The 24,309-nt window shown below is 61.4% G+C and carries 37 protein-coding genes; all 37 read left to right on the forward strand.

What is annotated here, in order from left to right:
• Positions 1 to 63: 63 nt before the first annotated feature.
• The 37 genes from rpsJ (at position 64) to JT360_RS15585 (ending at position 24,271) form a co-directional block, all read left to right on the forward strand.
• Positions 64 to 372: a 30S ribosomal protein S10 gene (rpsJ, locus tag JT360_RS15405; protein ID WP_010909272.1), complete on the forward strand. Its 309-nt coding sequence runs from the start codon at positions 64 to 66 to the stop codon at positions 370 to 372.
• A gap of 61 nt (positions 373 to 433) precedes the next feature.
• A complete protein-coding gene (gene rplC, locus JT360_RS15410) occupies positions 434 to 1,147 on the forward strand; it encodes a 50S ribosomal protein L3 (protein ID WP_027026957.1) in 714 nt (237 codons plus the stop codon).
• Complete coding sequence (gene rplD / locus JT360_RS15415; RefSeq protein ID WP_214472515.1) at positions 1,147 to 1,767, forward strand: 50S ribosomal protein L4; 621 nt, start codon at positions 1,147 to 1,149, stop codon at positions 1,765 to 1,767. Before rplC ends, rplD begins: the two co-directional genes overlap by 1 nt.
• Positions 1,764 to 2,057 carry a 50S ribosomal protein L23 gene (locus tag JT360_RS15420; protein ID WP_006205465.1) on the forward strand — a complete coding sequence of 98 codons (294 nt, stop codon included), beginning with the start codon at positions 1,764 to 1,766 and terminating at the stop codon, positions 2,055 to 2,057. The genes rplD and JT360_RS15420 overlap by 4 nt, the downstream gene beginning before the upstream one ends.
• A gap of 23 nt (positions 2,058 to 2,080) precedes the next feature.
• Positions 2,081 to 2,914: a 50S ribosomal protein L2 gene (gene rplB, locus JT360_RS15425; RefSeq protein ID WP_010909276.1), complete on the forward strand. Its 834-nt coding sequence runs from the start codon at positions 2,081 to 2,083 to the stop codon at positions 2,912 to 2,914.
• A 16-nt stretch (positions 2,915 to 2,930) separates the two neighbouring features.
• Complete coding sequence (rpsS, locus tag JT360_RS15430) at positions 2,931 to 3,209, forward strand: 30S ribosomal protein S19 (protein ID WP_006205463.1); 279 nt, start codon at positions 2,931 to 2,933, stop codon at positions 3,207 to 3,209.
• A 2-nt stretch (positions 3,210 to 3,211) separates the two neighbouring features.
• The gene (rplV, locus tag JT360_RS15435) at positions 3,212 to 3,601 is read left to right on the forward strand and encodes a 50S ribosomal protein L22 (RefSeq protein ID WP_006205462.1); all 390 of its coding nucleotides are present in this window, start codon (positions 3,212 to 3,214) and stop codon (positions 3,599 to 3,601) included.
• Entirely contained in the window at positions 3,601 to 4,326 is a 726-nt protein-coding gene (gene rpsC / locus JT360_RS15440; protein ID WP_027028840.1) for a 30S ribosomal protein S3, read from the forward strand. Before rplV ends, rpsC begins: the two co-directional genes overlap by 1 nt.
• Before the next feature lie 27 nt (positions 4,327 to 4,353).
• Entirely contained in the window at positions 4,354 to 4,767 is a 414-nt protein-coding gene (gene rplP / locus JT360_RS15445) for a 50S ribosomal protein L16 (protein WP_027026963.1), read from the forward strand.
• Positions 4,768 to 4,780: 13 nt separating this feature from the next.
• Entirely contained in the window at positions 4,781 to 4,981 is a 201-nt protein-coding gene (gene rpmC, locus JT360_RS15450) for a 50S ribosomal protein L29 (RefSeq protein WP_006205459.1), read from the forward strand.
• Between the two features lie 11 nt (positions 4,982 to 4,992).
• Positions 4,993 to 5,232 (forward strand): 30S ribosomal protein S17, encoded by a 240-nt coding sequence (rpsQ, locus tag JT360_RS15455; RefSeq protein ID WP_010909280.1) that lies wholly within the window; start codon positions 4,993 to 4,995, stop codon positions 5,230 to 5,232.
• Positions 5,233 to 5,305: 73 nt separating this feature from the next.
• Positions 5,306 to 5,674 carry a 50S ribosomal protein L14 gene (gene rplN, locus JT360_RS15460; RefSeq protein WP_006205457.1) on the forward strand — a complete coding sequence of 123 codons (369 nt, stop codon included), beginning with the start codon at positions 5,306 to 5,308 and terminating at the stop codon, positions 5,672 to 5,674.
• Between the two features lie 12 nt (positions 5,675 to 5,686).
• The gene (gene rplX / locus JT360_RS15465) at positions 5,687 to 6,001 is read left to right on the forward strand and encodes a 50S ribosomal protein L24 (RefSeq protein WP_006205456.1); all 315 of its coding nucleotides are present in this window, start codon (positions 5,687 to 5,689) and stop codon (positions 5,999 to 6,001) included.
• Positions 5,994 to 6,572 (forward strand): 50S ribosomal protein L5, encoded by a 579-nt coding sequence (gene rplE, locus JT360_RS15470; protein WP_135880289.1) that lies wholly within the window; start codon positions 5,994 to 5,996, stop codon positions 6,570 to 6,572. Before rplX ends, rplE begins: the two co-directional genes overlap by 8 nt.
• A gap of 27 nt (positions 6,573 to 6,599) precedes the next feature.
• The gene (gene rpsN, locus JT360_RS15475; protein WP_010909282.1) at positions 6,600 to 6,905 is read left to right on the forward strand and encodes a 30S ribosomal protein S14; all 306 of its coding nucleotides are present in this window, start codon (positions 6,600 to 6,602) and stop codon (positions 6,903 to 6,905) included.
• A 12-nt stretch (positions 6,906 to 6,917) separates the two neighbouring features.
• Entirely contained in the window at positions 6,918 to 7,316 is a 399-nt protein-coding gene (rpsH, locus tag JT360_RS15480; protein WP_006205453.1) for a 30S ribosomal protein S8, read from the forward strand.
• Between the two features lie 89 nt (positions 7,317 to 7,405).
• Positions 7,406 to 7,939 (forward strand): 50S ribosomal protein L6, encoded by a 534-nt coding sequence (rplF, locus tag JT360_RS15485; protein ID WP_027051776.1) that lies wholly within the window; start codon positions 7,406 to 7,408, stop codon positions 7,937 to 7,939.
• Between the two features lie 140 nt (positions 7,940 to 8,079).
• Positions 8,080 to 8,439, forward strand: a complete 360-nt coding sequence (gene rplR, locus JT360_RS15490) for a 50S ribosomal protein L18 (protein WP_123167957.1) — start codon at positions 8,080 to 8,082, stop codon at positions 8,437 to 8,439.
• 87 nt (positions 8,440 to 8,526) lie between these two features.
• Positions 8,527 to 9,090, forward strand: a complete 564-nt coding sequence (gene rpsE, locus JT360_RS15495; protein ID WP_036260404.1) for a 30S ribosomal protein S5 — start codon at positions 8,527 to 8,529, stop codon at positions 9,088 to 9,090.
• Positions 9,091 to 9,114: 24 nt separating this feature from the next.
• Positions 9,115 to 9,312, forward strand: coding sequence for a 50S ribosomal protein L30 (rpmD, locus tag JT360_RS15500; RefSeq protein WP_006205449.1), 198 nt, complete (start codon positions 9,115 to 9,117; stop codon positions 9,310 to 9,312).
• 22 nt (positions 9,313 to 9,334) lie between these two features.
• Positions 9,335 to 9,808 (forward strand): 50S ribosomal protein L15, encoded by a 474-nt coding sequence (gene rplO, locus JT360_RS15505; protein ID WP_214472516.1) that lies wholly within the window; start codon positions 9,335 to 9,337, stop codon positions 9,806 to 9,808.
• Between the two features lie 194 nt (positions 9,809 to 10,002).
• Positions 10,003 to 11,343 (forward strand): preprotein translocase subunit SecY, encoded by a 1,341-nt coding sequence (gene secY, locus JT360_RS15510; protein ID WP_214472517.1) that lies wholly within the window; start codon positions 10,003 to 10,005, stop codon positions 11,341 to 11,343.
• Positions 11,340 to 11,936 (forward strand): adenylate kinase, encoded by a 597-nt coding sequence (locus JT360_RS15515; protein ID WP_214472518.1) that lies wholly within the window; start codon positions 11,340 to 11,342, stop codon positions 11,934 to 11,936. The genes secY and JT360_RS15515 overlap by 4 nt, the downstream gene beginning before the upstream one ends.
• A gap of 219 nt (positions 11,937 to 12,155) precedes the next feature.
• The gene (gene rpsM / locus JT360_RS15520; protein WP_006205445.1) at positions 12,156 to 12,524 is read left to right on the forward strand and encodes a 30S ribosomal protein S13; all 369 of its coding nucleotides are present in this window, start codon (positions 12,156 to 12,158) and stop codon (positions 12,522 to 12,524) included.
• A 127-nt stretch (positions 12,525 to 12,651) separates the two neighbouring features.
• Positions 12,652 to 13,041: a 30S ribosomal protein S11 gene (rpsK, locus tag JT360_RS15525; RefSeq protein WP_006205444.1), complete on the forward strand. Its 390-nt coding sequence runs from the start codon at positions 12,652 to 12,654 to the stop codon at positions 13,039 to 13,041.
• A gap of 99 nt (positions 13,042 to 13,140) precedes the next feature.
• Positions 13,141 to 14,151, forward strand: coding sequence for a DNA-directed RNA polymerase subunit alpha (locus JT360_RS15530; RefSeq protein ID WP_006205443.1), 1,011 nt, complete (start codon positions 13,141 to 13,143; stop codon positions 14,149 to 14,151).
• Between the two features lie 144 nt (positions 14,152 to 14,295).
• Complete coding sequence (gene rplQ, locus JT360_RS15535; protein ID WP_214472519.1) at positions 14,296 to 14,727, forward strand: 50S ribosomal protein L17; 432 nt, start codon at positions 14,296 to 14,298, stop codon at positions 14,725 to 14,727.
• A 177-nt stretch (positions 14,728 to 14,904) separates the two neighbouring features.
• On the forward strand, positions 14,905 to 16,398 hold the full coding sequence (locus JT360_RS15540) for a DegQ family serine endoprotease (RefSeq protein ID WP_214472520.1): 1,494 nt from the start codon (positions 14,905 to 14,907) through the stop codon (positions 16,396 to 16,398).
• 39 nt (positions 16,399 to 16,437) lie between these two features.
• Positions 16,438 to 17,745: a replication-associated recombination protein A gene (locus JT360_RS15545; RefSeq protein WP_214472521.1), complete on the forward strand. Its 1,308-nt coding sequence runs from the start codon at positions 16,438 to 16,440 to the stop codon at positions 17,743 to 17,745.
• Positions 17,746 to 17,750: 5 nt separating this feature from the next.
• Positions 17,751 to 17,921: a hypothetical protein gene (locus JT360_RS15550; RefSeq protein WP_214472522.1), complete on the forward strand. Its 171-nt coding sequence runs from the start codon at positions 17,751 to 17,753 to the stop codon at positions 17,919 to 17,921.
• Between the two features lie 153 nt (positions 17,922 to 18,074).
• Entirely contained in the window at positions 18,075 to 18,905 is an 831-nt protein-coding gene (locus tag JT360_RS15555; protein WP_214472523.1) for an aspartyl/asparaginyl beta-hydroxylase domain-containing protein, read from the forward strand.
• Between the two features lie 268 nt (positions 18,906 to 19,173).
• Positions 19,174 to 20,832 carry a hypothetical protein gene (locus JT360_RS15560; RefSeq protein WP_214472524.1) on the forward strand — a complete coding sequence of 553 codons (1,659 nt, stop codon included), beginning with the start codon at positions 19,174 to 19,176 and terminating at the stop codon, positions 20,830 to 20,832.
• Positions 20,833 to 20,942: 110 nt separating this feature from the next.
• Entirely contained in the window at positions 20,943 to 21,317 is a 375-nt protein-coding gene (gene crcB, locus JT360_RS15565) for a fluoride efflux transporter CrcB (RefSeq protein WP_214472525.1), read from the forward strand.
• Between the two features lie 60 nt (positions 21,318 to 21,377).
• Positions 21,378 to 22,358 carry an RluA family pseudouridine synthase gene (locus JT360_RS15570; RefSeq protein ID WP_214472526.1) on the forward strand — a complete coding sequence of 327 codons (981 nt, stop codon included), beginning with the start codon at positions 21,378 to 21,380 and terminating at the stop codon, positions 22,356 to 22,358.
• The gene (locus tag JT360_RS15575) at positions 22,359 to 22,559 is read left to right on the forward strand and encodes a hypothetical protein (protein ID WP_214472527.1); all 201 of its coding nucleotides are present in this window, start codon (positions 22,359 to 22,361) and stop codon (positions 22,557 to 22,559) included.
• The gene (locus tag JT360_RS15580) at positions 22,556 to 23,467 is read left to right on the forward strand and encodes a DMT family transporter (protein ID WP_214472528.1); all 912 of its coding nucleotides are present in this window, start codon (positions 22,556 to 22,558) and stop codon (positions 23,465 to 23,467) included. Before JT360_RS15575 ends, JT360_RS15580 begins: the two co-directional genes overlap by 4 nt.
• 12 nt (positions 23,468 to 23,479) lie before the next feature.
• On the forward strand, positions 23,480 to 24,271 hold the full coding sequence (locus tag JT360_RS15585) for an ATP12 family chaperone protein (protein ID WP_214472529.1): 792 nt from the start codon (positions 23,480 to 23,482) through the stop codon (positions 24,269 to 24,271).
• Positions 24,272 to 24,309: the final 38 nt, after the last annotated feature.

A 24,309-nucleotide genomic window follows, 5' to 3' on the forward strand; every position in this document is an offset into this window, starting at 1 on the left:
CTTAAACCGATCTGTCGCGGGCGCGGAAGTTGCCCGCGCCGCGCCAGAACAAGGAAGTGACGCATGAACGGACAGAATATCCGCATCCGCCTGAAGGCGTTTGACCACCGCGTGCTCGACGCCTCGACGAAGGAAATCGTGTCGACGGCCAAGCGCACCGGGGCAAACGTCCGCGGCCCCATTCCGCTGCCGACGCGGATCGAAAAATTCACGGTCAACCGGTCGCCTCACGTCGACAAGAAGAGCCGCGAGCAGTTCGAGATGCGCACGCACAAGCGTCTGCTCGACATCGTCGATCCGACCCCGCAGACCGTCGATGCTTTGATGAAGCTCGATCTGGCCGCCGGCGTCGACGTCGAGATCAAGCTCTAAGGGAATGAGAGCGCGGTAAGGGGCGGTGCCCCTGGCCCGGAACTCTAAAGGAATTGAACCGATGCGTTCAGGTGTGATTGCAAAGAAGGTGGGAATGACCCGCATCTACAACGATGCCGGGGAACATGTTCCCGTCACCGTTCTCCAGATGGAGAACTGCCAGGTCGTGGCGCAGCGCACGCAGGAGAAGAATGGCTACACCGCCGTTCAGCTCGGCGTTGGCCTCGCCAAGGTGAAGAACACGTCGAAGGCGATGCGCGGCCATTTCGCGACCGCTTCCGTCGAGCCGAAGGCGAAGGTCGCCGAGTTCCGCGTCTCCGCCGACAACATGATCGATGTCGGCGCCGAGATCACGGTCGAGCACTTCGTCGCCGGCCAGAAGGTCGATGTGACGGGCACGACGATCGGCAAGGGTTTCCAGGGCGTCATCAAGCGTCACCACATGGGTGGTGGCCGCGCGACCCACGGTAACTCGGTCTCGCACCGTACGCACGGTTCGACCGGCCAGCGCCAGGACCCCGGCAAGGTGTTCAAGGGCAAGCATATGGCTGGTCACATGGGCGACACCCGCGTGACGACGCAGAACGTCGAGATTGTCTCGACCGATGCCGACCGCGGTTTGATCCTGATCCGCGGAGCGGTTCCCGGATCGAAGGGCGCCTGGATCCTGGTCCGCGACGCGGCCAAGGTAGCACTGCCGGCCAATGCGCCGAAGCCTGCCGCGATCCGCGCTGTTGCTAAGAACGAGGCTCCGGCCACAGAGGGAGCGGAATAATGGATCTCAAGATCACAACGCTCGGCGGCAAGGACGCCGGCAAGGTGGAACTCTCTGACGGGATTTTCGGCCTTGATCCGCGCGAGGACATCCTGCAGCGCGTCGTGCGCTGGCAGCTTGCCAAGAAGCAGCAGGGCACGCACAAGACCAAGGGCCGCGCCGAAATCGCGCGCACCGGCGCTAAGATGTACAAGCAGAAGGGTACGGGCCGCGCCCGTCACCATTCGGCACGCGCTCCGCAGTTCCGCGGCGGCGGCAAGGCCCACGGCCCGGTCGTTCGCAGCCATGAGCATGAACTGCCGAAGAAGGTGCGCGCTTTGGGCTTGAAGCATGCTCTCTCGGCCAAGGCCAAGAGCGCGTCGATCATCATCATCGACGAGCTGAAGCTGACCGAGGCCAAGACCAAGGCGCTGATCGCGAATTTCGCGACGCTGGGCCTGACCAACGCCCTGGTGATTGGTGGCGCCGAGCTTGACAAGAACTTCAAGCTGGCCGCGACCAACATCCCCAACATCGACGTGCTGCCCATCCAGGGCATCAACGTCTACGACATTCTGCGCCGCGGCACGCTGGTCCTTTCGAAGGCCGCCGTCGAGGCTCTCGAGGAGCGCTTTAAATGACCGACCTTCGTCACTACGACGTGATCGTCAGCCCGGCGATCACTGAAAAGTCGACCATGGCTTCCGAGCAAAACCAGGTCGTCTTCAACGTCGCCAAGAAGGCGTCGAAGCCGGAAATCAAGGCCGCCGTCGAAGCGCTGTTCGGCGTCAAGGTGATGGCCGTGAACACGCTTGTCCGCAAGGGCAAGATCAAGCGCTTCCGCGGCACGATCGGCCGCCAGAGCGACGTCAAGAAGGCGGTTGTGACGCTGGCCGACGGCCAGTCGATCGACGTCGCGACGGGTCTCTGAGCAAGGCCGCGAGGACAACAACAATGGCACTGAAAAAATTCAACCCGGTAACGCCGAGCACCCGCCAGCTGGTCATCGTCGACCGCTCGGGCCTCTACAAGGGCAAGCCTGTAAAGGGCCTGACCGAGGGCCTGACCAAGTCGGGCGGCCGCAACAATTACGGCCGCATCACCGCCCGATTCATCGGCGGTGGTCACAAGCGTTCGTACCGCATCATCGACTTCAAGCGCCGCAAGTTCGACGTCGTCGGTACGGTCGAGCGCATTGAATATGATCCGAACCGCACCGCCTTCATCGCGCTGATCAAGTATGACGATGGCGAGCTGTCCTACATCATCGCCCCGCAGCGCCTTGCCGCCGGCGACAAGATCGTGGCTGGCGAAGCGGTCGACGTGAAGCCGGGCAATGCGATGCCGCTGGCATCGATGCCGGTCGGCACGATCGTCCACAACATCGAGCTGAAGCCGGGCAAGGGCGGCCAGGTCGCTCGTTCGGCTGGCGGTTACGCCCAGCTGGTCGGTCGCGACCAGGGCATGGCGATCCTGCGCCTTAACTCGGGCGAGCAGCGTGTCGTTCACGGCTCCTGCATGGCCACCGTCGGTGCCGTGTCGAACCCCGACCACGGCAACATCAACGACGGCAAGGCCGGCCGCACGGTTTGGCGCGGCAAGCGTCCGCACAATCGCGGCGTGACCATGAACCCGGTCGACCATCCGCATGGCGGTGGTGAAGGCCGCACCTCCGGTGGCCGTCATCCGGTCAGCCCGTGGGGCAAGCCGACCAAGGGCAAGAAGACGCGGTCCAACAAGGCGACCGACAAGTTCATCCTGCGCTCGCGCCATCAGCGCAAGAGCTAAGAAGAGGTAACGCCAAGTGACTCGTTCTATTTGGAAAGGCCCCTTCATCGACGGCTACCTTCTCAAGAAGGTGGACAAGGTTCGTGAAGGTGGTCGCAATGAGGTGATCAAGATGTGGAGCCGTCGCTCCACCATCCTGCCGCAGTTCGTCGGCTTCACCTTCGGTGTCTACAACGGCCAGAAGCATGTTCCCGTCTCGGTGAACGAGGACATGGTCGGTCATAAGTTCGGTGAATTCGCTCCGACGCGGACCTATTACGGTCACGGCGCGGATAAGAAGGCGAAGAGGAAATAATCATGGGCAAGGCCAAAGCTCCGCGCAGGCTTGCTGACAACGAAGCGCGCGCCGTGTTGCGCACGATCCGTATCAGCCCGCAGAAGCTGAACCTGGTTGCCGCGCTGATCCGCGGCAAGAAGGTCGCGACAGCGCTTTCCGATCTCGAATTCTCGGCCAAGCGGATTTCCGGCACGGTCAAGAAGACGTTGGAATCGGCGATTGCCAACGCTGAAAACAACCACGACCTGGATGTCGATGCGCTGATCGTGGCGGAAGCCTATGTCGGCAAGTCGATCGTCATGAAGCGGTTCCACGCTCGTGGCCGTGGTCGCGCCAGCCGCATCGAGAAGCCGTTCTCGCACCTCACGATCGTCGTTCGTGAAGTCGAAGAAAAAGGGGAGGCCGCATAATGGGCCAGAAAGTTAATCCGATCGGTCTTCGCCTCGGCATCAACCGCACCTGGGATTCGCGCTGGTTCGCGAACACCGGCGAGTACGGCAAGCTGCTGCATGAGGACATCAAGATCCGCAAGTATCTTGAGAAGGAACTCAAGCAGGCCGCGATCTCGAAGGTCGTGATCGAGCGCCCGCATAAGAAGTGCCGCGTCACCATCCATGCGGCGCGCCCGGGTCTGATCATCGGCAAGAAGGGCGCCGACATCGAGAAGCTCCGCAAGAAGCTGATGGAGATGACGAAGTCCGAGACGCACCTCAACATCGTCGAAGTGCGCAAGCCGGAAATCGACGCGACCCTGGTCGCCCAGTCGATCGCCCAGCAGCTCGAGCGCCGTATCGCGTTCCGCCGCGCCATGAAGCGCGCCGTGCAGTCGGCGATGCGCCTCGGTGCCGAAGGCATCCGCATCAACTGCTCCGGCCGTCTCGGCGGCGCCGAGATCGCGCGCATGGAATGGTACCGCGAAGGTCGCGTGCCGCTGCACACGCTGCGCGCCGATGTCGACTACGGCACGGCCGAGGCTCACACGGCGTATGGCATCTGCGGCGTCAAGGTCTGGGTGTTCAAGGGCGAGATCCTCGAGCACGACCCGATGGCTTCGGAGCGTCGTGCGACCGAGGGCGATGCTGCACATGGCGGTGGTGGTGATCGCGAGCGCGGTCGTCGTCGCGAAAACGCCTGAGACATTTAGGAATTTGGAGTTAGAACGATGCTGCAGCCAAAGCGCACAAAGTTCCGCAAGCAGTTCAAGGGCCGTATCCATGGTACCGCAAAGGGCGGTACCAACCTGGATTTCGGTGGTTTCGGGCTGAAGGCGCTTGAGCCGAACCGCGTCACCGCGCGTGAGATCGAGGCGGCCCGCCGCGCGATCACTCGCGAAATGAAGCGCGCTGGCCGCGTCTGGATCCGCATTTTCCCGGATCTGCCGGTCACGTCGAAGCCGACCGAAGTCCGCATGGGCAAGGGCAAGGGTGCGGTCGATTACTGGGCGGCGCGCGTCAAGCCGGGCCGCATCATGTTCGAGATCGACGGCGTCAATGAAGAAACCGCCCGTGAGGCGCTGCGTCTCGGCGCGGCCAAGCTCTCGGTCAGGACGCGCTTCGTACAGCGCATCGCAGAATAAGGACGGGCTGATCATGAAAGCCGAAGACATCCGGACCAAGACCCAGGACCAGCTGACCGACGACCTGGCCAGCCTGAAGAAGGAGCAGTTCAACCTGCGCTTCCAGAAGGCCACCGGCCAGCTCGAGAAGACCGCGCGCGTGAGGCAGGTCCGCAAGGACATTGCGCGTATCAAGACCATCGCTGCGGAAAAGTCCGCGGCCAAGAAGGCTTAAGGACGAAAACCATGCCAAAGCGCATTCTGCAGGGCACCGTCGTCAGCGACAAGAACGAGAAGACGGTTGTCGTCAAGGTCGAACGGCGCTTCACGCATCCCGTGATGAAGAAGACCGTGCGCATGACCAAGAAGTACAAGGCGCACGACGAGAACAACGCCCACAAGGTTGGCGATCAGGTGTTCATCCAGGAATCGAAGCCGATTTCCAAGGATAAGCGCTGGATCGTCGTGTCTTCGGACCAGGCGTAAAACAAACGAATTTTGGACAGACCGGGGAGGGGTGAAGAACCCGTCCCGTTAGAAAAGAAGAAGGCGGCCAGTCATGATTCAGATGCAAACAAACCTCGACGTCGCGGATAATTCCGGCGCCCGTCGTGTCATGTGCATCAAGGTGCTGGGCGGCTCGAAGCGGAAATACGCTTCCGTGGGCGACATCATCGTGGTGTCGATCAAGGAAGCCATTCCGCGCGGCCGCGTAAAGAAGGGCGATGTGATGAAGGCGGTCGTGGTTCGCACGGCCAAGGACATCCGCCGCCCGGACGGCAGCGTGATCCGTTTCGACAAGAACGCGGCCGTTCTCGTCGATAACAAGAAAGAGCCGATCGGCACGCGTATCTTCGGACCGGTTCCGCGCGAACTCCGCGCCAAGAACCACATGAAGATCATCTCGCTCGCGCCTGAAGTGCTGTAAGGAGCCGGACCAATGCAGAAGATTAGAAAAGGCGACAAGGTCGTCGTGCTGGCCGGCAAGGACAAGGGCCGTTCGGGCGAAGTCCTCTCGGTTCAGCCGAAGGATGACACCGCGCTGGTGCGCGGCGTCAACATGATCCGTCGTCACCAGAAGCAGTCCCAGTCCCAAGAGGGCGGGATCATCACCAAGGAAGCGCCGATCCAGCTGTCGAACATCGCGCTGGCCGACCCCAAGGATGGCAAGCCGACCCGCGTCGGTTTCATCTTCCAGAAGGACGGCAAGAAGGTGCGCGTCGCCAAGCGCTCGGGAGAAGTCATCAATGGCTAAGGCTCAAACCAAGCAGGCGACTGCAACCAACACGCCGCGCCTCAAGCAGGTCTACAACGAGACCATCCGCAAGGCGCTGCAGGAGCAGTTCGGCTACGACAACGACATGCAGGTTCCGCGCCTCGACAAGATCGTGCTGAACATGGGTGTCGGCGAAGCGACCGCCGATTCGAAGAAGCCCTCGGTTGCGGCCGAAGACCTGGCGATGATCGCCGGCCAGAAGGCCGTCGTCACCCGCGCCCGCAATTCGATCGCCGGCTTCAAGGTCCGCGAGAACATGCCGATCGGCGCCAAGGTCACGCTGCGCAAGGAACGTATGTACGAGTTCCTCGACCGCCTCGTGAACATCGCACTGCCGCGCGTCCGCGACTTCCGCGGACTGAACCCCAAGAGCTTCGATGGCCGTGGCAACTACGCCATGGGCATCAAGGAGCACATCGTGTTCCCGGAGATCAACTACGACAAGGTTGATCAGATCTGGGGCATGGACGTCATCGTTTGTACGACTGCGAAGACGGACGACGAAGCCAGGGCATTGCTCAAGGCTTTCAACTTCCCCTTCCGCCAGTAACGGCAGCGAGAAAAGGAAAAATCTGAAATGGCAAAGACCAGCTCAGTCGAGAAGAACAACAGGCGCCGCAAGCTTGCCGACCAATACGGTCCCAAGCGCGCTGCGCTGAAGGCGATCATCATGGATCAGTCCAAGCCGATGGAAGAGCGCTTCCGCGCTCAGCTCAAGCTTGCTGCCCTGCCGCGCAACTCGGCCAAGATCCGCATCCGCAACCGCTGCGAAGTCACCGGCCGCCCGCGTGCCTACTATCGCAAGCTCAAAGTATCGCGCATCGCGCTTCGTGATCTCGGCAACAACGGCCAGATCCCGGGCCTGGTCAAGTCGAGCTGGTAAGGAGGACATAACATGTCATTGAGCGATCCTCTCGGCGATATGCTGACCCGCATCCGCAACGCCTACGGCCGCAAGAAGTCGAGTGTCTCGACGCCCGCCTCGCGTCTGCGCACCCGCGTCCTCGACGTGCTGAAGGCTGAAGGCTACATCCGCGACTACAGCCAGACCGACTTCGACAACGGCAAGTCCGAAATCGAAATCGAGCTGAAGTATTTCGACGGTGCGCCGGTCGTGCGCGAAATCGCCCGCGTCTCGAAGCCGGGCCGTCGCGTTTACGTTTCGGCCAAGTCGATCCCGCACGTCGCCAACGGCCTCGGCATCGCCATCCTTTCGACACCGAAGGGCGTGATGGCCGACCACGAAGCACGCGAACAGAATGTCGGCGGCGAGATCCTCTGCCAGATCTTCTGATCTGGCAGCTGACCGCAAAGTGGAATCCGGTCTTCGGATCGCTCCCGAAGACCGAGACCTGAAACAAGAGAAGTGACGAGGACAACAAAATGTCTCGTATTGGAAAGAAACCCGTTTCGCTGCCGCAGGGCGTGACCGCGACCGTCAACGGCCAGACCGTGACGGCGAAGGGCCCCAAGGGCGAGCTGAAGTTCGTGGTGAACGACGAAGTCCTGGTCAAGATGGAAGGCAGCGAGATCGCTGTCCAGCCGCGCGACCAGACCAAGACCGCCCGCTCCAAATGGGGCATGTCGCGCACGCAGATCGTCAACATCCTGCATGGCGTCAAGGACGGGTTCGAGAAGAAGCTCGAGATCACCGGCGTCGGCTATCGTGCCGCACTTCAGGGCAAGAACTTGCAGCTGGCACTTGGCTTCAGTCATGACGTCGTCTACGAGACGCCGGCTGGCATCACCATCACGGTGCCGAAGCCGACGGAGATCACCGTAGCCGGCATCGACAAGCAGCAGGTTGGCCAGGTTGCCGCGGAGATCCGCGAGTACCGTGGCCCCGAGCCTTACAAAGGCAAGGGCGTCCGCTACGCCGGCGAGAAGATCGTCCGCAAGGAAGGCAAGAAGAAGTAGTGGGCTTGGCCCTGAAAAGTTGAAGACTTTTCGGAAAGGGCCAAGCTAAAGAAGTGTAACGCCGCGGGGAGCGGTCGCGGGAGGCGCTTTCGCCTACCGCACATGGCGGCCCCCGTTTTTTGAAGGCAAGGAAGACCATCATGGGTACCAAGGAATCCACGCAGCGTCGTGCGCAGCGCGTTCGTCGTCAGATCAGGAAGGTCGCGGGCGAGCGTCCGCGTCTGTCGGTACACCGCACCTCGAAGAACATCTATGTTCAGGTGATCGACGACGCCAAGGGCCACACCATCGCTGCCGCTTCGACGCTGGAGAAGGACCTCAAGGGTTCGCTCAAGACCGGCGCCGATACCGCCGCCGCCGCCGCGATCGGCAAGCTGATCGCCGAGCGTGCCACCAAGGCTGGCGTCAAGGAAGTCGTCTTCGACCGTGGCGCCTACATCTATCACGGCCGCGTCAAGGCGCTGGCGGAAGCTGCTCGCGAAGGCGGCTTGAGCTTCTAATTCTAAGAAACTTTCGCCCCCGGTGACCCAAAGAGGCGCCGGATCTTATCAGCAACCGTGCTTCCGGAAAAAAACAAGGAACAGGATATGGCACAGGAACGTAGGGACGGCGGCCGCGGCCGCGAGCGTGAAGAGCGCGACGACGGCATGGTGGACAAGCTGGTCCACATCAACCGCGTCGCCAAGGTCGTCAAGGGTGGCCGCCGCTTCGGCTTCGCCGCACTCGTCGTCGTCGGCGACCAGAAGGGCCGCGTCGGCTTTGGTCATGGCAAGGCGCGCGAAGTGCCGGAAGCCATCCGCAAGGCGACCGAATCGGCAAAGCGCGACATGATCTTCGTGCCGCTGCGCTCGGGCCGCACGCTGCACCACGACGTCGAAGGACGCTGGGGCGCCGGACGCGTGCTGCTGCGCGCCGCCAAGCAGGGTACCGGCATCATCGCCGGCGGTCCGATGCGCGCTGTCTTCGAGACGCTCGGCATGCATGACGTGGTCGCCAAGTCGATGGGTTCGTCGAACCCCTACAACATGGTTCGCGCCACCTTCGACGCGCTGAAGAGCCAGATGCATCCCAAGGATGTGGCTGCCGCGCGCGGCATCAAGTATTCGACCCTTCAGGCCCGCCGCGGCACCGCCGTTGCGGCTGAAGAATAGTCGATCTGACCAGGGATTTTGACCATGGCCAAGAAAGCAACCAAGACCATCACCGTTGAGCAGATCGGTTCGCCGATCCGCCGTCCGAAGGAGCAGCGCGCGACGCTGGTCGGCCTCGGCCTCAACAAGATGCACAAGCAGCGCACCCTGGAAGATACGCCATCCGTGCGCGGCATGATCGCCGCCGTTCAGCATCTCGTCCGCGTCGTGGACGAGGGCTGAGCCAAAGCGCAGGAGAACCCAGATGAAACTCAACGATCTGCGTGACAAGGACGGCGCGACGCATTCCAAGAAGCGTCTCGGCCGCGGCATCGGCTCCGGCTCGGGCAAGACCGCCGGTCGCGGCGTCAAGGGCCAGAAGGCACGCTCCGGCGTCGCCATCAACGGCTTCGAGGGTGGCCAGATGCCGCTCTATCGGCGTCTGCCGAAGCGTGGCTTCAACAACATCTTCGCCAAGAGCTTTGTCGTCGTCTCGCTGGCCCGCATCCAGGCCGCCATCGACGCCAAGAAGCTCGACGCCAAGGCGACCGTGACGGCCGAGGCGCTTGTCGCCGCCGGCGTCATCCGCCGCGTCAAGGACGGCGTGCGCGTCCTGTCCGATGGCGATCTGAAGGCAAAGCTTGCCTTCGACGTGGCCGGCGCTTCCAAGGCCGCGATCGAGAAGATCGAAAAGGCCGGCGGCTCGGTCAAGTTGCCGGAAAAGGCAGCCGCCGAGTAACGGCGATTTGAAGCGCGATCGGCAAGAGTGGGATCTGTTTTTTGCTCACGATTGCGCTTTGATCTGCTCAATTAGGCGGCCGCGTCAACGCGGCCGCTTGCATGTTTACAGCCCGGAGCTTATCTCGTGAGCTTCGGTGAAACGCACCGCCTGACCTCACGGGCCATCAAGCGTTACCAAGCGGAGAATCAGGCATGGCTTCGGCTGCTGAACAACTAGCCTCGAATCTGAATTTCTCGGCCTTCGCCAAGGCGGAGGACCTGAAGAAACGCATCTGGTTCACCATCGGCGCGTTGCTCGTCTACCGCCTCGGCACCTACATCCCGCTTCCCGGTATCAATCCGGATGCCTTTGCCCAGGCCTTCTCCTCGCAGAGCAAGGGCGTGCTCGGCATGTTCAACATGTTCGCCGGCGGCGCCGTGCAGCGCATGGCGATCTTCGCGCTCGGCATCATGCCCTACATTTCCGCCTCCATTATCATGCAGCTGATGACCTCGGTCATCCCGTCGCTGGAATCGCTGAAGAAGGAAGGCGAGCAGGGCCGCAAGGTCATCAACCAGTACACGCGCTACGGCACCGTGCTGCTCGCACTCGTTCAGGCCTATGGCATTTCGGTGGGGCTGGAGAACGGCAACGGCATCGTCAGCGATCCCGGCATGTTCTTCCGTATTTCGACCGTCGTCACGCTGGTCGGCGGCACCATGTTCCTGATGTGGCTCGGTGAGCAGATCACCGCGCGCGGCATCGGCAACGGCATTTCGCTGATCATCTTCTCCGGCATCGTCGCCGGCCTGCCGCATGCCATTTCCGGCACGCTGGAACTCGGCCGCACCGGCGCCCTGTCGACCGGCCTGATCCTGGCGATCATCGTTCTGGCCATCGTTGTCATCGCGCTCATCGTGTTCTTTGAGCGCGCCCAGCGCCGCCTGTTGATCCAGTATCCGAAGCGCCAGGTCGGCAATCGCATGTTCCAGGGCGACACTTCGCACCTGCCGCTGAAGCTCAACACGTCGGGCGTCATTCCGCCGATCTTCGCCTCGTCGCTGCTCCTGCTGCCGGCCACCGTTGCCGGTTTCTCGCAGACGACCAACATGCCGGCCTGGGCGAGCGCCATCCTTGCCTCGCTCGGTCACGGTCAGCCGCTTTATATGGCTTTCTACGCGGCGATGATCGTGTTCTTCGCCTTCTTCTACACAGCGATTGTCTTCAATCCGAAGGACACCGCCGACCAGCTCAAGAAGCATTCGGGCTTCATCCCGGGCTATCGTCCTGGCGAGCGGACCGCCGATTACATCGATTACGTTCTCACCCGCATCACCGTCGTCGGCGCCATCTATCTGGTGCTGGTGTGCCTGCTGCCGGAGTTCCTGATCTCGGCGACTGGCGTACCATTCTACCTTGGTGGCACATCGCTTCTGATCGTGGTCAGTGTCACGCTCGATACGGTTGCGCAGATTCAGGGCCACCTGATCGCGCACCAGTATGAAGGCCTGATCAAGAAGTCGAAGCTGCGCGGGGGGAAGAAAGCCAGATGAGGTTGATTTTGCTTGGGCCGCCAGGAGCGGGCAAGGGGACACAAGCACAAAGATTGGTAGAAAAATACGGCATACCTCAGCTTTCGACGGGCGACATGCTGCGTGCCGCCGTTCAGGCCGGTACCGAAGTCGGCAAGCGGGCCAAGGCCGTGATGGATGCTGGTGAGCTGGTGTCCGACGCCATCGTCAACGCCATCGTTGCCGAGCGCATTGATCAGCCCGATTGCGCCAGGGGTTTTATCCTCGACGGCTATCCGCGCACGCTGGTGCAGGCCGATGCGGTTGAATCGATGCTTTCGGATCGTGGCATCAGCCTCGACACGGTCATCGAACTGGTCGTTGACGACAGGGCTCTGGTCGGCCGCATCGTCAAACGCGCCGAGGATGCCAAGGCGGCCGGCCTGCCGGTCCGCAAGGACGACAATCCCGCGGTGTTCGAAGAGCGCCTGCGCGAGTACTACAAGAAGACCGCTCCGCTGACCGGCTACTATTACGCCAAGGGCAGGCTCCGGACTGTCGACGGCATGGCCAGCATCGACGCGGTGACCGCCGAGATCGAAGCGGTGCTCGCGGCCGCTGCCAGGGCGCGGTAGAGGAAAATAACGATTACGCTTGACGGAAGCGGTTCGCTGCGGTATGGCGGCCCGTCTTCCTATCAGGTGCGCACTTTGCTTGTCCGCAAGGGCAAGGCAGTCGCTTTGAACTGGAAACTCCCGCAAGGGCCGGTCTCCACCGGACGCGGGGCAACTTTGACAGCGCCGGGCCTACCTTGTTTTTGAGGGTTGGCCGGCCCACATGGAGAAGAGAAGAACATGGCTCGTATAGCCGGCGTCAACATTCCGACCAACAAGCGCGTCGTCATCGCGCTTCAGTACATTCACGGCATCGGCAAGAAGTTCGCCCAGGAGATCGTCGACAAGGTCGGCATCCCCGCCGAACGCCGCGTCAACCAGCTGACCGACGCGGAAGTCTTGCAGATCCGCGAGACCATCGACCGCGATTACCAGGTCGAAGGCGACCTGCGCCGCGAAGTCTCGATGAATATCAAGCGGCTCATGGACCTCGGCTGCTACCGCGGCCTGCGTCACCGCCGCTCGCTGCCGGTTCGCGGTCAGCGCACGCACACCAACGCACGTACCCGCAAGGGCCCGGCCAAGTCGATCGCCGGCAAGAAGAAGTAATTTGAGCGAATAGCGAGTAGCCATTAGCGAGTAGGGGTCCCTATTCGCTATTCCCTACTCACAACTCGCTTTCAAAGGTGGAGCCGCTGGCATTACGGCGGTGTAGAGATCAACTGAAAGGACTATCATGGCCAAGGAAGCCGCTCGTGTTCGCCGTCGCGAACGCAAGAATATCTCGTCGGGCGTTGCCCACGTCAATTCGACCTTCAACAACACGATGATCACCATCACCGACGCGCAGGGCAATTCGATCGCCTGGTCGTCGGCCGGTGCCCAGGGCTTCAAGGGTTCGCGCAAGTCGACCCCGTTCGCCGCCCAGATGGCGGCCGAGGACGTTGCCAAGAAGGCCCAGGAACACGGCATGCGCATGCTCGAAGTCGAGGTCTGCGGACCTGGCTCGGGCCGCGAATCCGCGCTGCGCGCACTGCAGGCGGCCGGCTTCACCATCACCTCGATCCGTGATGTGACGCCGATCCCGCACAATGGCTGCCGCCCGCGCAAGAAGCGCCGCGTCTAACATTATCGAACGCCGCGCGAACGCCAAAGGCGTTCCTCCGCGGTATTCCAGGTCGCCCGCCACGATTGGATGGTGGCGGGTCAACGGAAGGAAAGCATCATGATCCAGAAAAATTGGCAGGAACTGATCAAGCCGAACAAGATCGAGTTCTCGTCGAAGAAGAAGACGCTGACCACGCTGGTCGCCGAGCCGCTCGAGCGCGGCTTTGGCCTCACCCTCGGCAACGCGCTGCGCCGCGTGCTTCTGTCTTCGCTGCGCGGTGCGGCTGTCACCGCCGTGCAGATCGACGGTGTTCTGCATGAATTCTCGTCCATCGCCGGCGTGCGCGAGGACGTGACCGATATCGTCCTCAACATCAAGGAAATCGCCATCCGCATGGAAGGCGATGGCCCCAAGCGGATGGTCGTTCGCAAGCAGGGACCGGGTGCGGTTCTCGCCGGCGACATCCAGACGGTTGGCGATGTCGAGATCCTCAACCCCGACCACGTCATCTGCACGCTTGACGAAGGCGCTGAGATCCGCATGGAGTTCACCGTCGATACCGGCAAGGGTTATGTGCCGGCCGAGCGCAACCGCGCCGAGGATGCACCGATCGGCCTGATCCCGGTCGACAGCCTGTATTCGCCGGTCAAGAAGGTCTCCTACAAAGTCGAGAACACCCGTGAGGGCCAGGTTCTCGACTATGATAAGCTGACCATGACCATCGAGACCGACGGTTCGATCTCCGGCGAGGACGCGGTGGCTTTCGCCGCCCGCATCCTGCAGGACCAGCTCGGCCTGTTCGTCAACTTCGACGAGCCGCAGAAGGAAGTCGCAGCGGAAGCCGTCACCGAACTTGCCTTCAATCCGGCACTGCTTAAGAAGGTCGACGAACTCGAGCTTTCGGTGCGTTCGGCCAACTGCCTGAAGAACGACAACATCGTCTATATCGGCGATCTCATCCAGAAGACCGAAGCCGAGATGCTGCGCACCCCGAACTTCGGCCGCAAATCGCTGAACGAGATCAAGGAAGTCCTGGCGGCAATGGGCCTGCATCTCGGTATGGAAGTGCCGGACTGGCCGCCGGAAAACATCGAAGACCTCGCCAAGCGTTACGAAGATCAATACTGACTGGTGAATTGAGAATGGTGAAATGGTGAATGGTCGCTGGTCGGCGACTTCGGAGAGCTAGGGCCCTTCCATTCACTATTCACTATTGACCATTCACGAAACGAAACAGCCGGGCCAACCGCCCACAACACCAGGAGAAGAGCCATGCGCCATGGATTTAAAGGCCGCCGGTTCGCCCGCAGCATAAGCCATCGCAAGTCGATGTTTGCCAATCTTGCCGTGTCGCTGCTCGAGCACGAGCAGATCGTCACCACCCTGCCGAAGGCGAAGGACCTGCGTCCGATCGTCGAGAAGCTGGTGACCCTCGGCAAGCGCGGCGACCTGCACGCCCGCCGCCAGGTGATCGCGCAGATCGGCAATGAAGGCGTCGTCAAGCGCCTGTTCGACACCATCGCTCCGCGCTACGCCACCCGCAACGGCGGCTATTTGCGCATCATGAAGGCGGGCTTCCGTCACGGCGACAATGCCGCCATGGCCGTCATCGAGTTCGTCGATCGCGACACCTCGGCCAAGGGCGCCGGCGACCGCGCCCGCATCGAAGCCGAAGGCACCGACGCGGAAGCCGCTGCCGCATAACGCTTCGTCTTGCCAGAGAGAATTAAAGGGGCCTGCGGGCCCCTTTTTCATATTCCGGGCGCCAAGGCGTGCCCTAAACGATCGGCTGGCGCGAAAATAATCGGATTTCGGCGGCCTAGCCTTTCATTTTGCACATTCGTCGGGACAATGCGCCCGAACTCGCTTGGAGGATTCGCAATGCGCGCCAAAAGACTGTCCCTTGTTCTGCTTTGCGCCTTCATGGCGTTCGCAGCCGCGCCGACGGTCAGGCACGCTCTTGCCGAGGGTACCGCACCCAAGGCGGATCCCGGTCTCTCCGATGTGCTGACAGACCTGCTGCACGGCGTCGAAGGCGAGAACGCCACCTCCGGTCCGGACAAGCGGGTGCCGTTCGGCCGCGAGGAGGTGCAACTGTCGTTCGCGCCGCTGGTCAAGCAGACGGCGCCCGCCGTGGTCAATGTCTATGCCTCGCAGACGGCCAAGGTCACGTCGCCTTTCGAGGGCGATCCTTTCTTCGAGGAGTTTTTCGGCCGCGCTCAGCCGCGCGCGCAGTCCTCGCTCGGCTCGGGCGTTCTTGTCGATCCGAGCGGTGTCATCGTCACCAATTTCCACGTCATCAAAGACGCCGACGAGGTCAAGGTGGCGACCGCCGACGGGCGCGAATTCACCAGCAAGGTGATGCTGAAGGACGAGACGCTCGATCTTGCCGTGCTCAAGATCGAATCCGACAAGCCATTCCCGGTCATCGCCATCGGCGATTCCGACGCGCTCGAGGTCGGCGATCTGGTGCTGGCCATCGGCAATCCCTTCGGCGTCGGCCAGACCACCACCAGCGGCATCGTTTCAGCACTTGCCCGCAGCCATATCGGCGTCTCGGATTCGGGCTACTTCATCCAGACCGACGCCGCCATCAATCCCGGTAATTCCGGTGGCGCGCTGATCAACATGGGTGGCCAGCTGGTCGGCATCAACACGGCCATCTATAGCCGCAGCGGTGGCTCGATCGGCATCGGCTTTGCCATCCCGGCCAATATGGTGCGGGCGTTTGCGGATGCCGCCAAGGCCGGCCTCGACTTCTTCGAGCGCCCTTACATCGGCGCCGAGTTCGAGGCGGTGACGCCGCAGATCGCCGAATCGCTTGGCATGGAAAAGCCGAACGGGGCCCTGGTCTCTTCGGTCGATGCCGCAGGCCCGGCGGGCAAGGCAGGGCTGAAGCCCGGCGATGTCGTGCTGCAGGTCAATGGCAAGCCCGTCGAGAGCATCGAGGCGCTGGACTATCGCATGGCGACGCTGTCGATCGGCACCAAGGCGAATTTCGCGATCCTGACCAAGGGCCAGCAGGCGGCGATGGACGTCGCGCTGGAGCGCGCGCCGGAGGGGGCGAAAGCCTCGGAAGTGACGCTGCATGGCCGCAGCCCGTTCTCGGGCGCCAAGGTCGCGGAACTGTCGCCACGGCTGGCCCAGAAGCTCGGCCTGCGCACCGATCTCAAGGGCGTGACGGTGATCGATATCAATCGCGATTCGCCTGCCGCCGACTTCGGCTTCCTGCCGGGCGACATCGTGCGCGAGGTCAACGGCACCACCATCGACACGGCAGCGGTGCTGGCTCAGGTCGCCCAGCAGGATACGCGCTGGTGGCGCTTTACCGTCGAGCGCGGCGGGCAGATACTGCGCCAGGTGTTGCGCTATTGAGCTCGATCCGGAAGGGCCGTGCTCCAACCTGAGACATAGATGGCCGATCTGTTCAGCGTTGACGAACCGGAAAAGGCGCCGACCGGGCGGCCGCTGGCCGACAGGTTGCGTCCGAAGAATCTCGGCCGGGTCGTTGGCCAGGAACATCTGACTGGACCCGATGGCGCGCTGACCCGGCTGATCGGTTCCGGTTCGCTCGGCTCGATGATCTTCTGGGGGCCGCCCGGTACCGGCAAGACCACGGTGGCAAGATTGCTTGCCGGCGAGACCAGGCTTGCCTTCGAGCAGATATCGGCGGTGTTTTCCGGTGTCGCCGATCTGAAGAAGGTCTTTGAGGCCGCCAAGCTGCGCCGCGCCAACGGTCGCCAGACCCTGCTTTTCGTCGATGAGATTCATCGCTTCAACCGCACCCAACAGGATTCCTTCCTCCCCGTCATGGAGGATGGGACGGTGGTTCTGGTCGGTGCCACGACCGAAAACCCCTCCTTCGAACTCAACGCGGCGCTGTTGTCCCGCGCGCGGGTCATGGTCTTCCATTCGCTCGGCGAGGAGAGCATCGCCAAGCTGATGACGCGGGCGGAGGAGGCGGAGGGCAGGGCGCTGCCGCTCGACGACGAGGCGCGGGCGATGTTGATCCGCATGAGCGATGGCGACGGGCGCGCATCGCTGACGCTCGCCGAGGAAGTCTGGCGTGCCGCCAAGCCTGGCGAGATCTTCGATCCCGAAGGCCTGCAGCGCATCGTCCAGCGCCGTGCGCCGATCTATGACAAGGGCCAGGATGGCCACTACAATCTGATCTCGGCGCTGCACAAATCCGTGCGCGGCTCGGATCCCGATGCCGCACTCTACTACCTCGCGCGCATGTTCGACGCCGGCGAGGATCCGCTCTATCTCGGGCGCCGGCTGGTGCGCATGGCGATGGAGGACATCGGTCTTGCCGATCCGCAGGCGCTGGTCGTCGCCAATGCCGCCAAGGACGCGTATGATTATCTCGGCTCCCCGGAGGGCGAACTCGCTTTCGCCGAGGCCACCGTCTATCTCGCCACCGCGCCCAAATCCAATGCCGTCTACACCGCCTTCAAGGCGGCCACACAGGCAGCTAAGCAGCATGGCTCGCTGCTGCCGCCAAAGCATATTCTGAACGCGCCGACCAAGCTGATGAAGGAAGAGGATTACGGCGCGGGCTATCGCTACGACCATGATGAGCCGGACGCTTTTTCGGGCCAGGACTATTTTCCGGAGAAGATGGGCCGCCAGACCTTCTATGATCCGCCTGAGCGCGGTTTCGAGCGCGATATCCGCAAGCGGCTAGATTATTGGGCAAAGCTGCGCAAAGAGCGGGAATAACCGGCTTGCGCGGCCCGGTGGTCGTCACGTTTCCAAGCGAGGCCTCGCCATGGGACACCTCAACCGCAATTGTTCTCCACGCGCTGCTGGCCGCAATGCTGGTGCTTATGCCATGGCCGAAGCGGCTGGAAGAGGAGCGGGTTTCGGTCGACCTCGGCTTGCCAGCGGTGCATTGACCGAAATCTGGCACATTCCATCAGGCAGCCGCCGGGCCACGAGGCGTTGTGCGGTGACCCAAAAAACCTTATCAAGGCGCACGGCCGGGCGGTGGTCGTTGCCGTGATTTGGCACACTCATTCGCAACAGGATCGCGCTCCGCGCGTGGAAAAATGACAAAAACCCTTCGCAAATCCCTTCGCAAATTTGCCATCGCCATCCCGCTTCTCGCCCTTGGCTTCTATTTCATCCCTATCCTCACGACGATCTTCATCGTCTGCGGCCTGATCGATGTGCTGCGCAACGACAGGAAGGACCTGTCGCTGTTCAGCGGTTACTTCCTTGGCAACGGCCTGTTCACATGGCTGCTGTCGCCGTTCAATCTGCTGGTCGATCTGCTCTGCTACAGGAATCCCGGCGTGTGGAAACTGGAACAGTTTCCCGCCGACTATCAGCGCGAGGTCAATGAGGTCCTGGACATTTTCAAGGCGCGCAAGGACGAGATCATCGCCGATATCGACGCCAATTTCGGCGTCGGCCGGCGCGGCATGTATGTCTACCAATGGTACGGCAAGCACAGGATCGATAACGTCGCCGAGTTCAACAAGGACTTCAAATACATCAAGACCATCGCCGTTTCCGTCTTCAGCAAGCGCGAATCGACCTCCTGGCACTTCGGCCCGCTGCGGCTCAGCCTGCGCATCCTCTACAATCTGGTGCCGGTGAAGTCGGAGATCTTCGTCGAATGCGGCAACGTCAAGAATTACTGGTACGACAATCCGCTGTTCATTTTCGACGACACGTTGCTGCATCGCTCGGTCAATGAGTTTGATGGCCGCCGCTATTGCGTGTTCATGGACATTATCAGGCCGTCCCCGGTTCCCGGGCTAATCGCCGGCATGCTCGCGGTTGTCTCGGTCAGCGTCGAACGCATCAATTCCATGTTCTACAAGAACTGGAAGATGATCGGCTCGACCAAACCGAAGAAGGCAGGGACGACCTGAGCTTAAATTTCTCAATGCCGCCGGCTTCGCTGGCGGCATTAAGCATATTTCTCATATCAGGCCTGACTACTTTAGCGCACGCGCGGAGTGAGGGGCGTTTTGAACGCTTGCGGTGGTCGCCGGTTCAAGTATACATCTCCCTCAAGCTCTTAGTAGTTCTTGTTCCGAATCGCGTGGACTCCTGCTGACCGGAACGCTCCTCGCTGCATCGGCAGGAGTTCCGGTTTGGCCTCGACAGCCCTGCTCTTGCTTTCTTTGGCGGCCTCAAGTGACGAAGAACGAAACTTTCGGATTCTGGATAAAAACTTATCTATGTACAATTTTACTCGGCGTTGCGTTTGTAGCCATATATGTAAGCCTTGAAGAGCCGATATATTATTGGGATTTCGCTGCCTATTTCGATGTATTCGACCAGCAGGGTGCGCTCTTGGTTGATGGCCCTGTTCAGTGGTTGCGCCAACTGAGGACCTCCATAGCGACGGATGATTACAGTACGGCAATTTTGGCCCCCCTGATGCCGTTTTACATACTCTTTGGCGGTTCGAGGCTTTCATACGTCGCCGGAACAGTCGCGGTTTACCTGATACCGACCGCCCTTTTCATAGGAAGAATGAGCTACCTGGAGGCGGTCTCCGAGACATCGCCCTCCCGAAGCTGGCTCATCGTATGGATCGCAGCCTTTCTCTACACGCCATTCTGGGCGGCGACGCTTCGTGGATGGCCGGATATTGCCGGCTGTCTCGCACTTTCCGCGGCAACCTATCGTCTTTGGAAATCAAGGTTCCTGATCCGCGAACCGGTGATCAATGGAATAAGCGTCGGCATATGCCTGTGGTTGGCGTTCGTGCTTCGCCGCTGGTATGCATATTCTGTCATAGGCATCGCTCTTTCCGCGGCAATCTTTTGTTTTTTGCAGGTCGCCAAGGACCGGGATTTTCCGGTGCTCCGCAAGGCTGCGCTGGGAGGCGTGTGTGCGATCTTGGTTATTGCCGGAGCCGCGTTGGCCTTCCAGCAACCTCTGATCCTCAGGATTCTGGGGACCAGCTATGGTGACCTTTACAGCGGCTACAAAACAGACTTCTTTTCGCAGATTGGCAAGGTGGGGTCGCGGCTCAGCTATGTAAACTGGCTGTTGATCGTATTGGGCATTTATATCTCTGCTATGCGCCGCAACAGCTTTTCATTGTTCTGTGCCCTTGCCTCGGTATTAACCTTTCTTCTATTCACCCGGACGCAAGATCCGGACCTCCATCATTCAATGCCAATGTTTCTTTGGCTCTTCCCCGCATATGCCCAGGCAATCGTTGCGATCGTTTCGATGCCGGCGCTGAGACCGCGATTATCGGCCGCCATCATAGTCGTTGCCGCCGGACTCGCTTTTTTGGGCACCTTTTTTCCGATCGGCCGTCAGTTGCTGTCTCCGATCAACTATGTTTATGCGAGGGAAGACACGCTTCCTCTTCACCTTGACAATCTTTCTGAATACAGACGCCTTACCGATGACCTCATTAGGGAAATGCGACCGGAGGACCGTTTTTCGGTATTTGCTTCAGGCTCTGTCATGAACAGCTGGCTGTTGTTCGCCCTGAGAAGAGACCTGCACCCTCACATCGAGTGGTCCTGCCAAGTGGATAGTCGCGACCAATTCGTCCCGAACACATTGAAGTCGAGATATGTCGTCGTAACCGACCCTCCCGTCACCCATTTGCGATTGGATGCGCAGATCTGCGTTACGATGCCGAACCAGGATATTGTGGAAGGGAAAAGCATCGGTGCCGCCTATAAGCGCATTGCGGAATATCAGCTGTCCGGCAACGTCAAGGGTTACCTCTATGAACAGGAGCGCCCGGTCAGCAAAGCGGAAATAGACGCCCTATACCGCGAGTTCAGAGAAAAATATCCGGGCTGGACAACACCTGAGTGGTGACGATCAGGTTTAGCAAGGGAGGGCGCCTCCAGACGTGTTCGGCTATCTGAGCTATGCCTGCACGCACCCAGGGATTGACCTGACCGCCCTCGCAAGGGCCGTAAACGGTCATGTTCAACCTGCTTCTTGTTGTCATCGGCGGCGGCATCGGCGCCGGCATCCGCCATCTGGCCAGTATGGCCGCGCTGTGCCTCGTCGGCCCCAACTATCCCTGGGGCACGATGGCGATCAACCTCGTCGGCTCCTTTGCCATGGGCCTGTTCATCGCCATCCTGGCGCGCCGTGGCGGATCGACCGAAGTCAGGCTGTTGGTCGCCACCGGCATCCTTGGCGGCTTCACCACTTTTTCCGCCTTTTCGCTCGATTTCGCGACGCTGTGGGAACGGGGCGCCACGCTGCCGGCGTTTGGCTATGCGCTGGCCAGCGTCATTGGCGCCATCATCGCGCTGTTTTTGGGTCTTTGGCTCGCAAGAAGCCTGCCTTAATGCTATTGCCGCGCCGAGAGCAGGCCCGGACCTGCTAAGAAACGGACAAGCGAAGACAAAATGGCAGGCGTTGAACAGATCACGGTGGAGGCCGGCGAGGCGGGCATGCGGCTCGATCGCTGGTTCAAGACCCATTTCCCGGGCCTTGGTTTCGGCCACCTGCAGAAGCTGCTGCGCTCCGGCCAAATCCGCGTCGACGGCGGCCGGGTCAAGGCGGACAGCCGTGTCGAGCCCGGCCAGGTGGTGCGTGTTCCACCGCTCGAGGTGGACAAGAAGGGCGAGAGTCCGCTCACCGGCCATTCAATCCGCAACCAGGGCGATGCCGACGTTCTGGCCAAAATGCTGATTCATGAGGACCCGAAGGTTTTCGTCTTCAACAAGCCGGCGGGCTTGGCGGTGCAGGGCGGTTCGGGCGTCACCCGCAATGTCGACGACATGCTGGAAGCCTGGCGCAACCAGAAGGGCGAGAAGCCGCGGCTCGTCCATCGGCTCGACCGCGACACGTCGGGTGTGCTGGTCGTCGCCCGCACGAGACTGGCCGCCATGAAGCTGTCGGAAGCGTTTCGCGCCCGCGAAACGAAGAAGACCTACTGGGCGCTGGTCAAGGGCGTGCCACCCAAGCGCGAGGACAAGATCTCGACATGGTTGATCAAGGAGCCGACCGCCGACGGGGACCGCGTGCGCATCGCGGCCCATGGTGAAAAAGGCGCCGACCACGCCGTATCCTACTACCGCATCATCGAGCAGGCGGCGCAGACGATGACCTGGCTGGAGATGGAGCCTTATACGGGCCGCACCCACCAACTTCGCGTTCATGCCGCCTATATCGGCTGTCCGATCATCGGCGATCCAAAATATTTCGAGGCCGACACCAATTGGGATTTTCCGGGCGGCATTCAAAATCGCCTGCATCTGCACGCGCGCCGCATCATCATTCCGCATCCCGACAAGGGCGTCATCGATGTCACGGCACCCATGCCGCCGCATATGCGGCAGAGCTGGAATCTGATCGGCTTCGACGACGCCAGCGCGGAGGACTAGATGAGAGAGTTTGTTGGCCAACTGGTATATTGGCTGCCACTCCTCGTGATCTTTATCATCTGGCTCGCCTCTATGCGCGGCGCTGCCAGTCGGCAGAGGTCGACGGCCGAGATCGGTCGTGAGAACACCGAAGCGGTTAAGCAAAATACCGAGGCGCTGAAAGCTCTGCTGGCAAAGCTGGAAAGTCAATCGAGGCAATGACCGCGGCAACCGAAATGGATCGGCGCGACACAGTCGATATGGCCGCCGCCGCCATCATGGTCGGCCTGACCTTTTCCTGGGGCCTGAACTACGTTGCCGCCAAGATCTCCTACGCCGGCTACGACCCCGTCTTCCTGTCGATCGCACGCTCGGTCATCGGCGGCTTTTGCGTCTTTCTCTGGTGCCGCTGGCGCGCCATCGCGCTGTTCACGCGCGATGGCACATTGCTCGCCGGCATTGCCGTCGGCGTGCTGTTCGGTATCGAGTTCCTCTGCCTCTATGTCGGCCTGGAACATACGACGGTTGCCCGCAACACGCTGCTGGTCAACACAATGCCGTTCTGGATGCTGGTTGGCGGCCACTTCTTGCTTGGCGAGCAGATCACCATACGCAAGTTCCTTGGCCTGCTCTTGGCCTTCGCGGGCCTTGCCGCCGTCTTTTCCGACAAACTTGGCGGCGGGGATATGCTGTTCGGCGACCTGCTCAGTCTTGGCTCCGGGTTTTTCTGGGCCCTGACCAACATCCTCATCAAGCGCTCGAAGCTGGTTGAGGCGAGCGCCGAGAAACTGCTGCTCTATCAACTCGCCGGCGCGGCGGTCGTGGGCATATTGGTGCTGCCGCTCGCCGGCCCGCCGGTGCGCGATCCCTCGTTGCTGCCGACATTGGCGCTGCTTTTCCAGGCGATCTACATCGTCGCCTTCACCTATGTCCTGTGGTTCTGGCTGCTGCGCCGCTATCCGGCCTCGGGCCTGTCCAGCTTTACCTTCCTGTCGCCGGTTTTCGGTGTTTTGTGCGGTGCGATCATCTTGAACGAGCCGCTGACCATTCGCATTTTTCTGGCACTTGGCTTGATTGCGGCGGGCCTGATTATCGTCAACCGGCCGGCACGCAAGCTGACACCGGTGTGAGAGAGATTTTTCATGCGTGATATCCTCAACGACCTCGAAGCGGGCAAGTATCTTTCCGATCCGGATCCGGTGCGTCGCGCTCAGATTCAGATGAAGACACCGCTGCCCAAGCGCTTCTACAAGACCGTTTCGGTTGCGCCGATAGAGGGAGGCTTTGCCGTGCATCTCGACGGCAGGCCGGTGCGCACGCCGGGCAAGGCGTTGCTGGCGCTGCCGACCGAGGCTGCCGCGGCGCTGGTTGCCAATGAGTTCGCTGAGCAGGGCGAGACCATCAATCCGGTAACGATGCCGGTAATGCGCCTGGTCAACACCGCCATCGATGGCGTTGCCAGCGATCCTCAGGCGGTGCTGGAAGATATACTGCGCTTTGCCTCATCGGACCTGCTCTGTTACCGCGCCGACGCGCCGCAAGGGCTGGTTGATCGGCAGAACTCGCAGTGGGACCCGGTCATCGACTGGGCGCGCGCCGCACTCGGGGCTCGCTTCAACGTTGCAGAGGGCATCATCCATGTCGAGCAGCCGCGCGAGACGATCGCCGTTCTGGGCAGCCATCTTGCTCAGCGCGCAGAGCCGCTGCGGCTGGCCGCTATCCACCTCATGACCTCGCTGACCGGCTCGGCGCTGCTGGCGCTGGCCGTCGACTTCGGCGAACTCGACAGTGAGGCGGCCTGGGCTGCCGGCCATGTCGACGAGGACTGGCAGATCGAGCACTGGGGGCAGGACGCCGAAGCGGTTGCGCGCCGCTCCGCCCGCAAACGCGACATGATGGCTGCCGTCAGCCTTCTCGAAGCGCTCAAGGCCTGACCGGCCAATATTGCCGCACTGCACCTAATACCAAAGTC

Origin of the sequence: Mesorhizobium sp. dw_380, assembly GCF_018588885.1 — a bacterium.
In the GTDB taxonomy this organism is placed as follows: Bacteria; Pseudomonadota; Alphaproteobacteria; order Rhizobiales; family Rhizobiaceae; genus Mesorhizobium.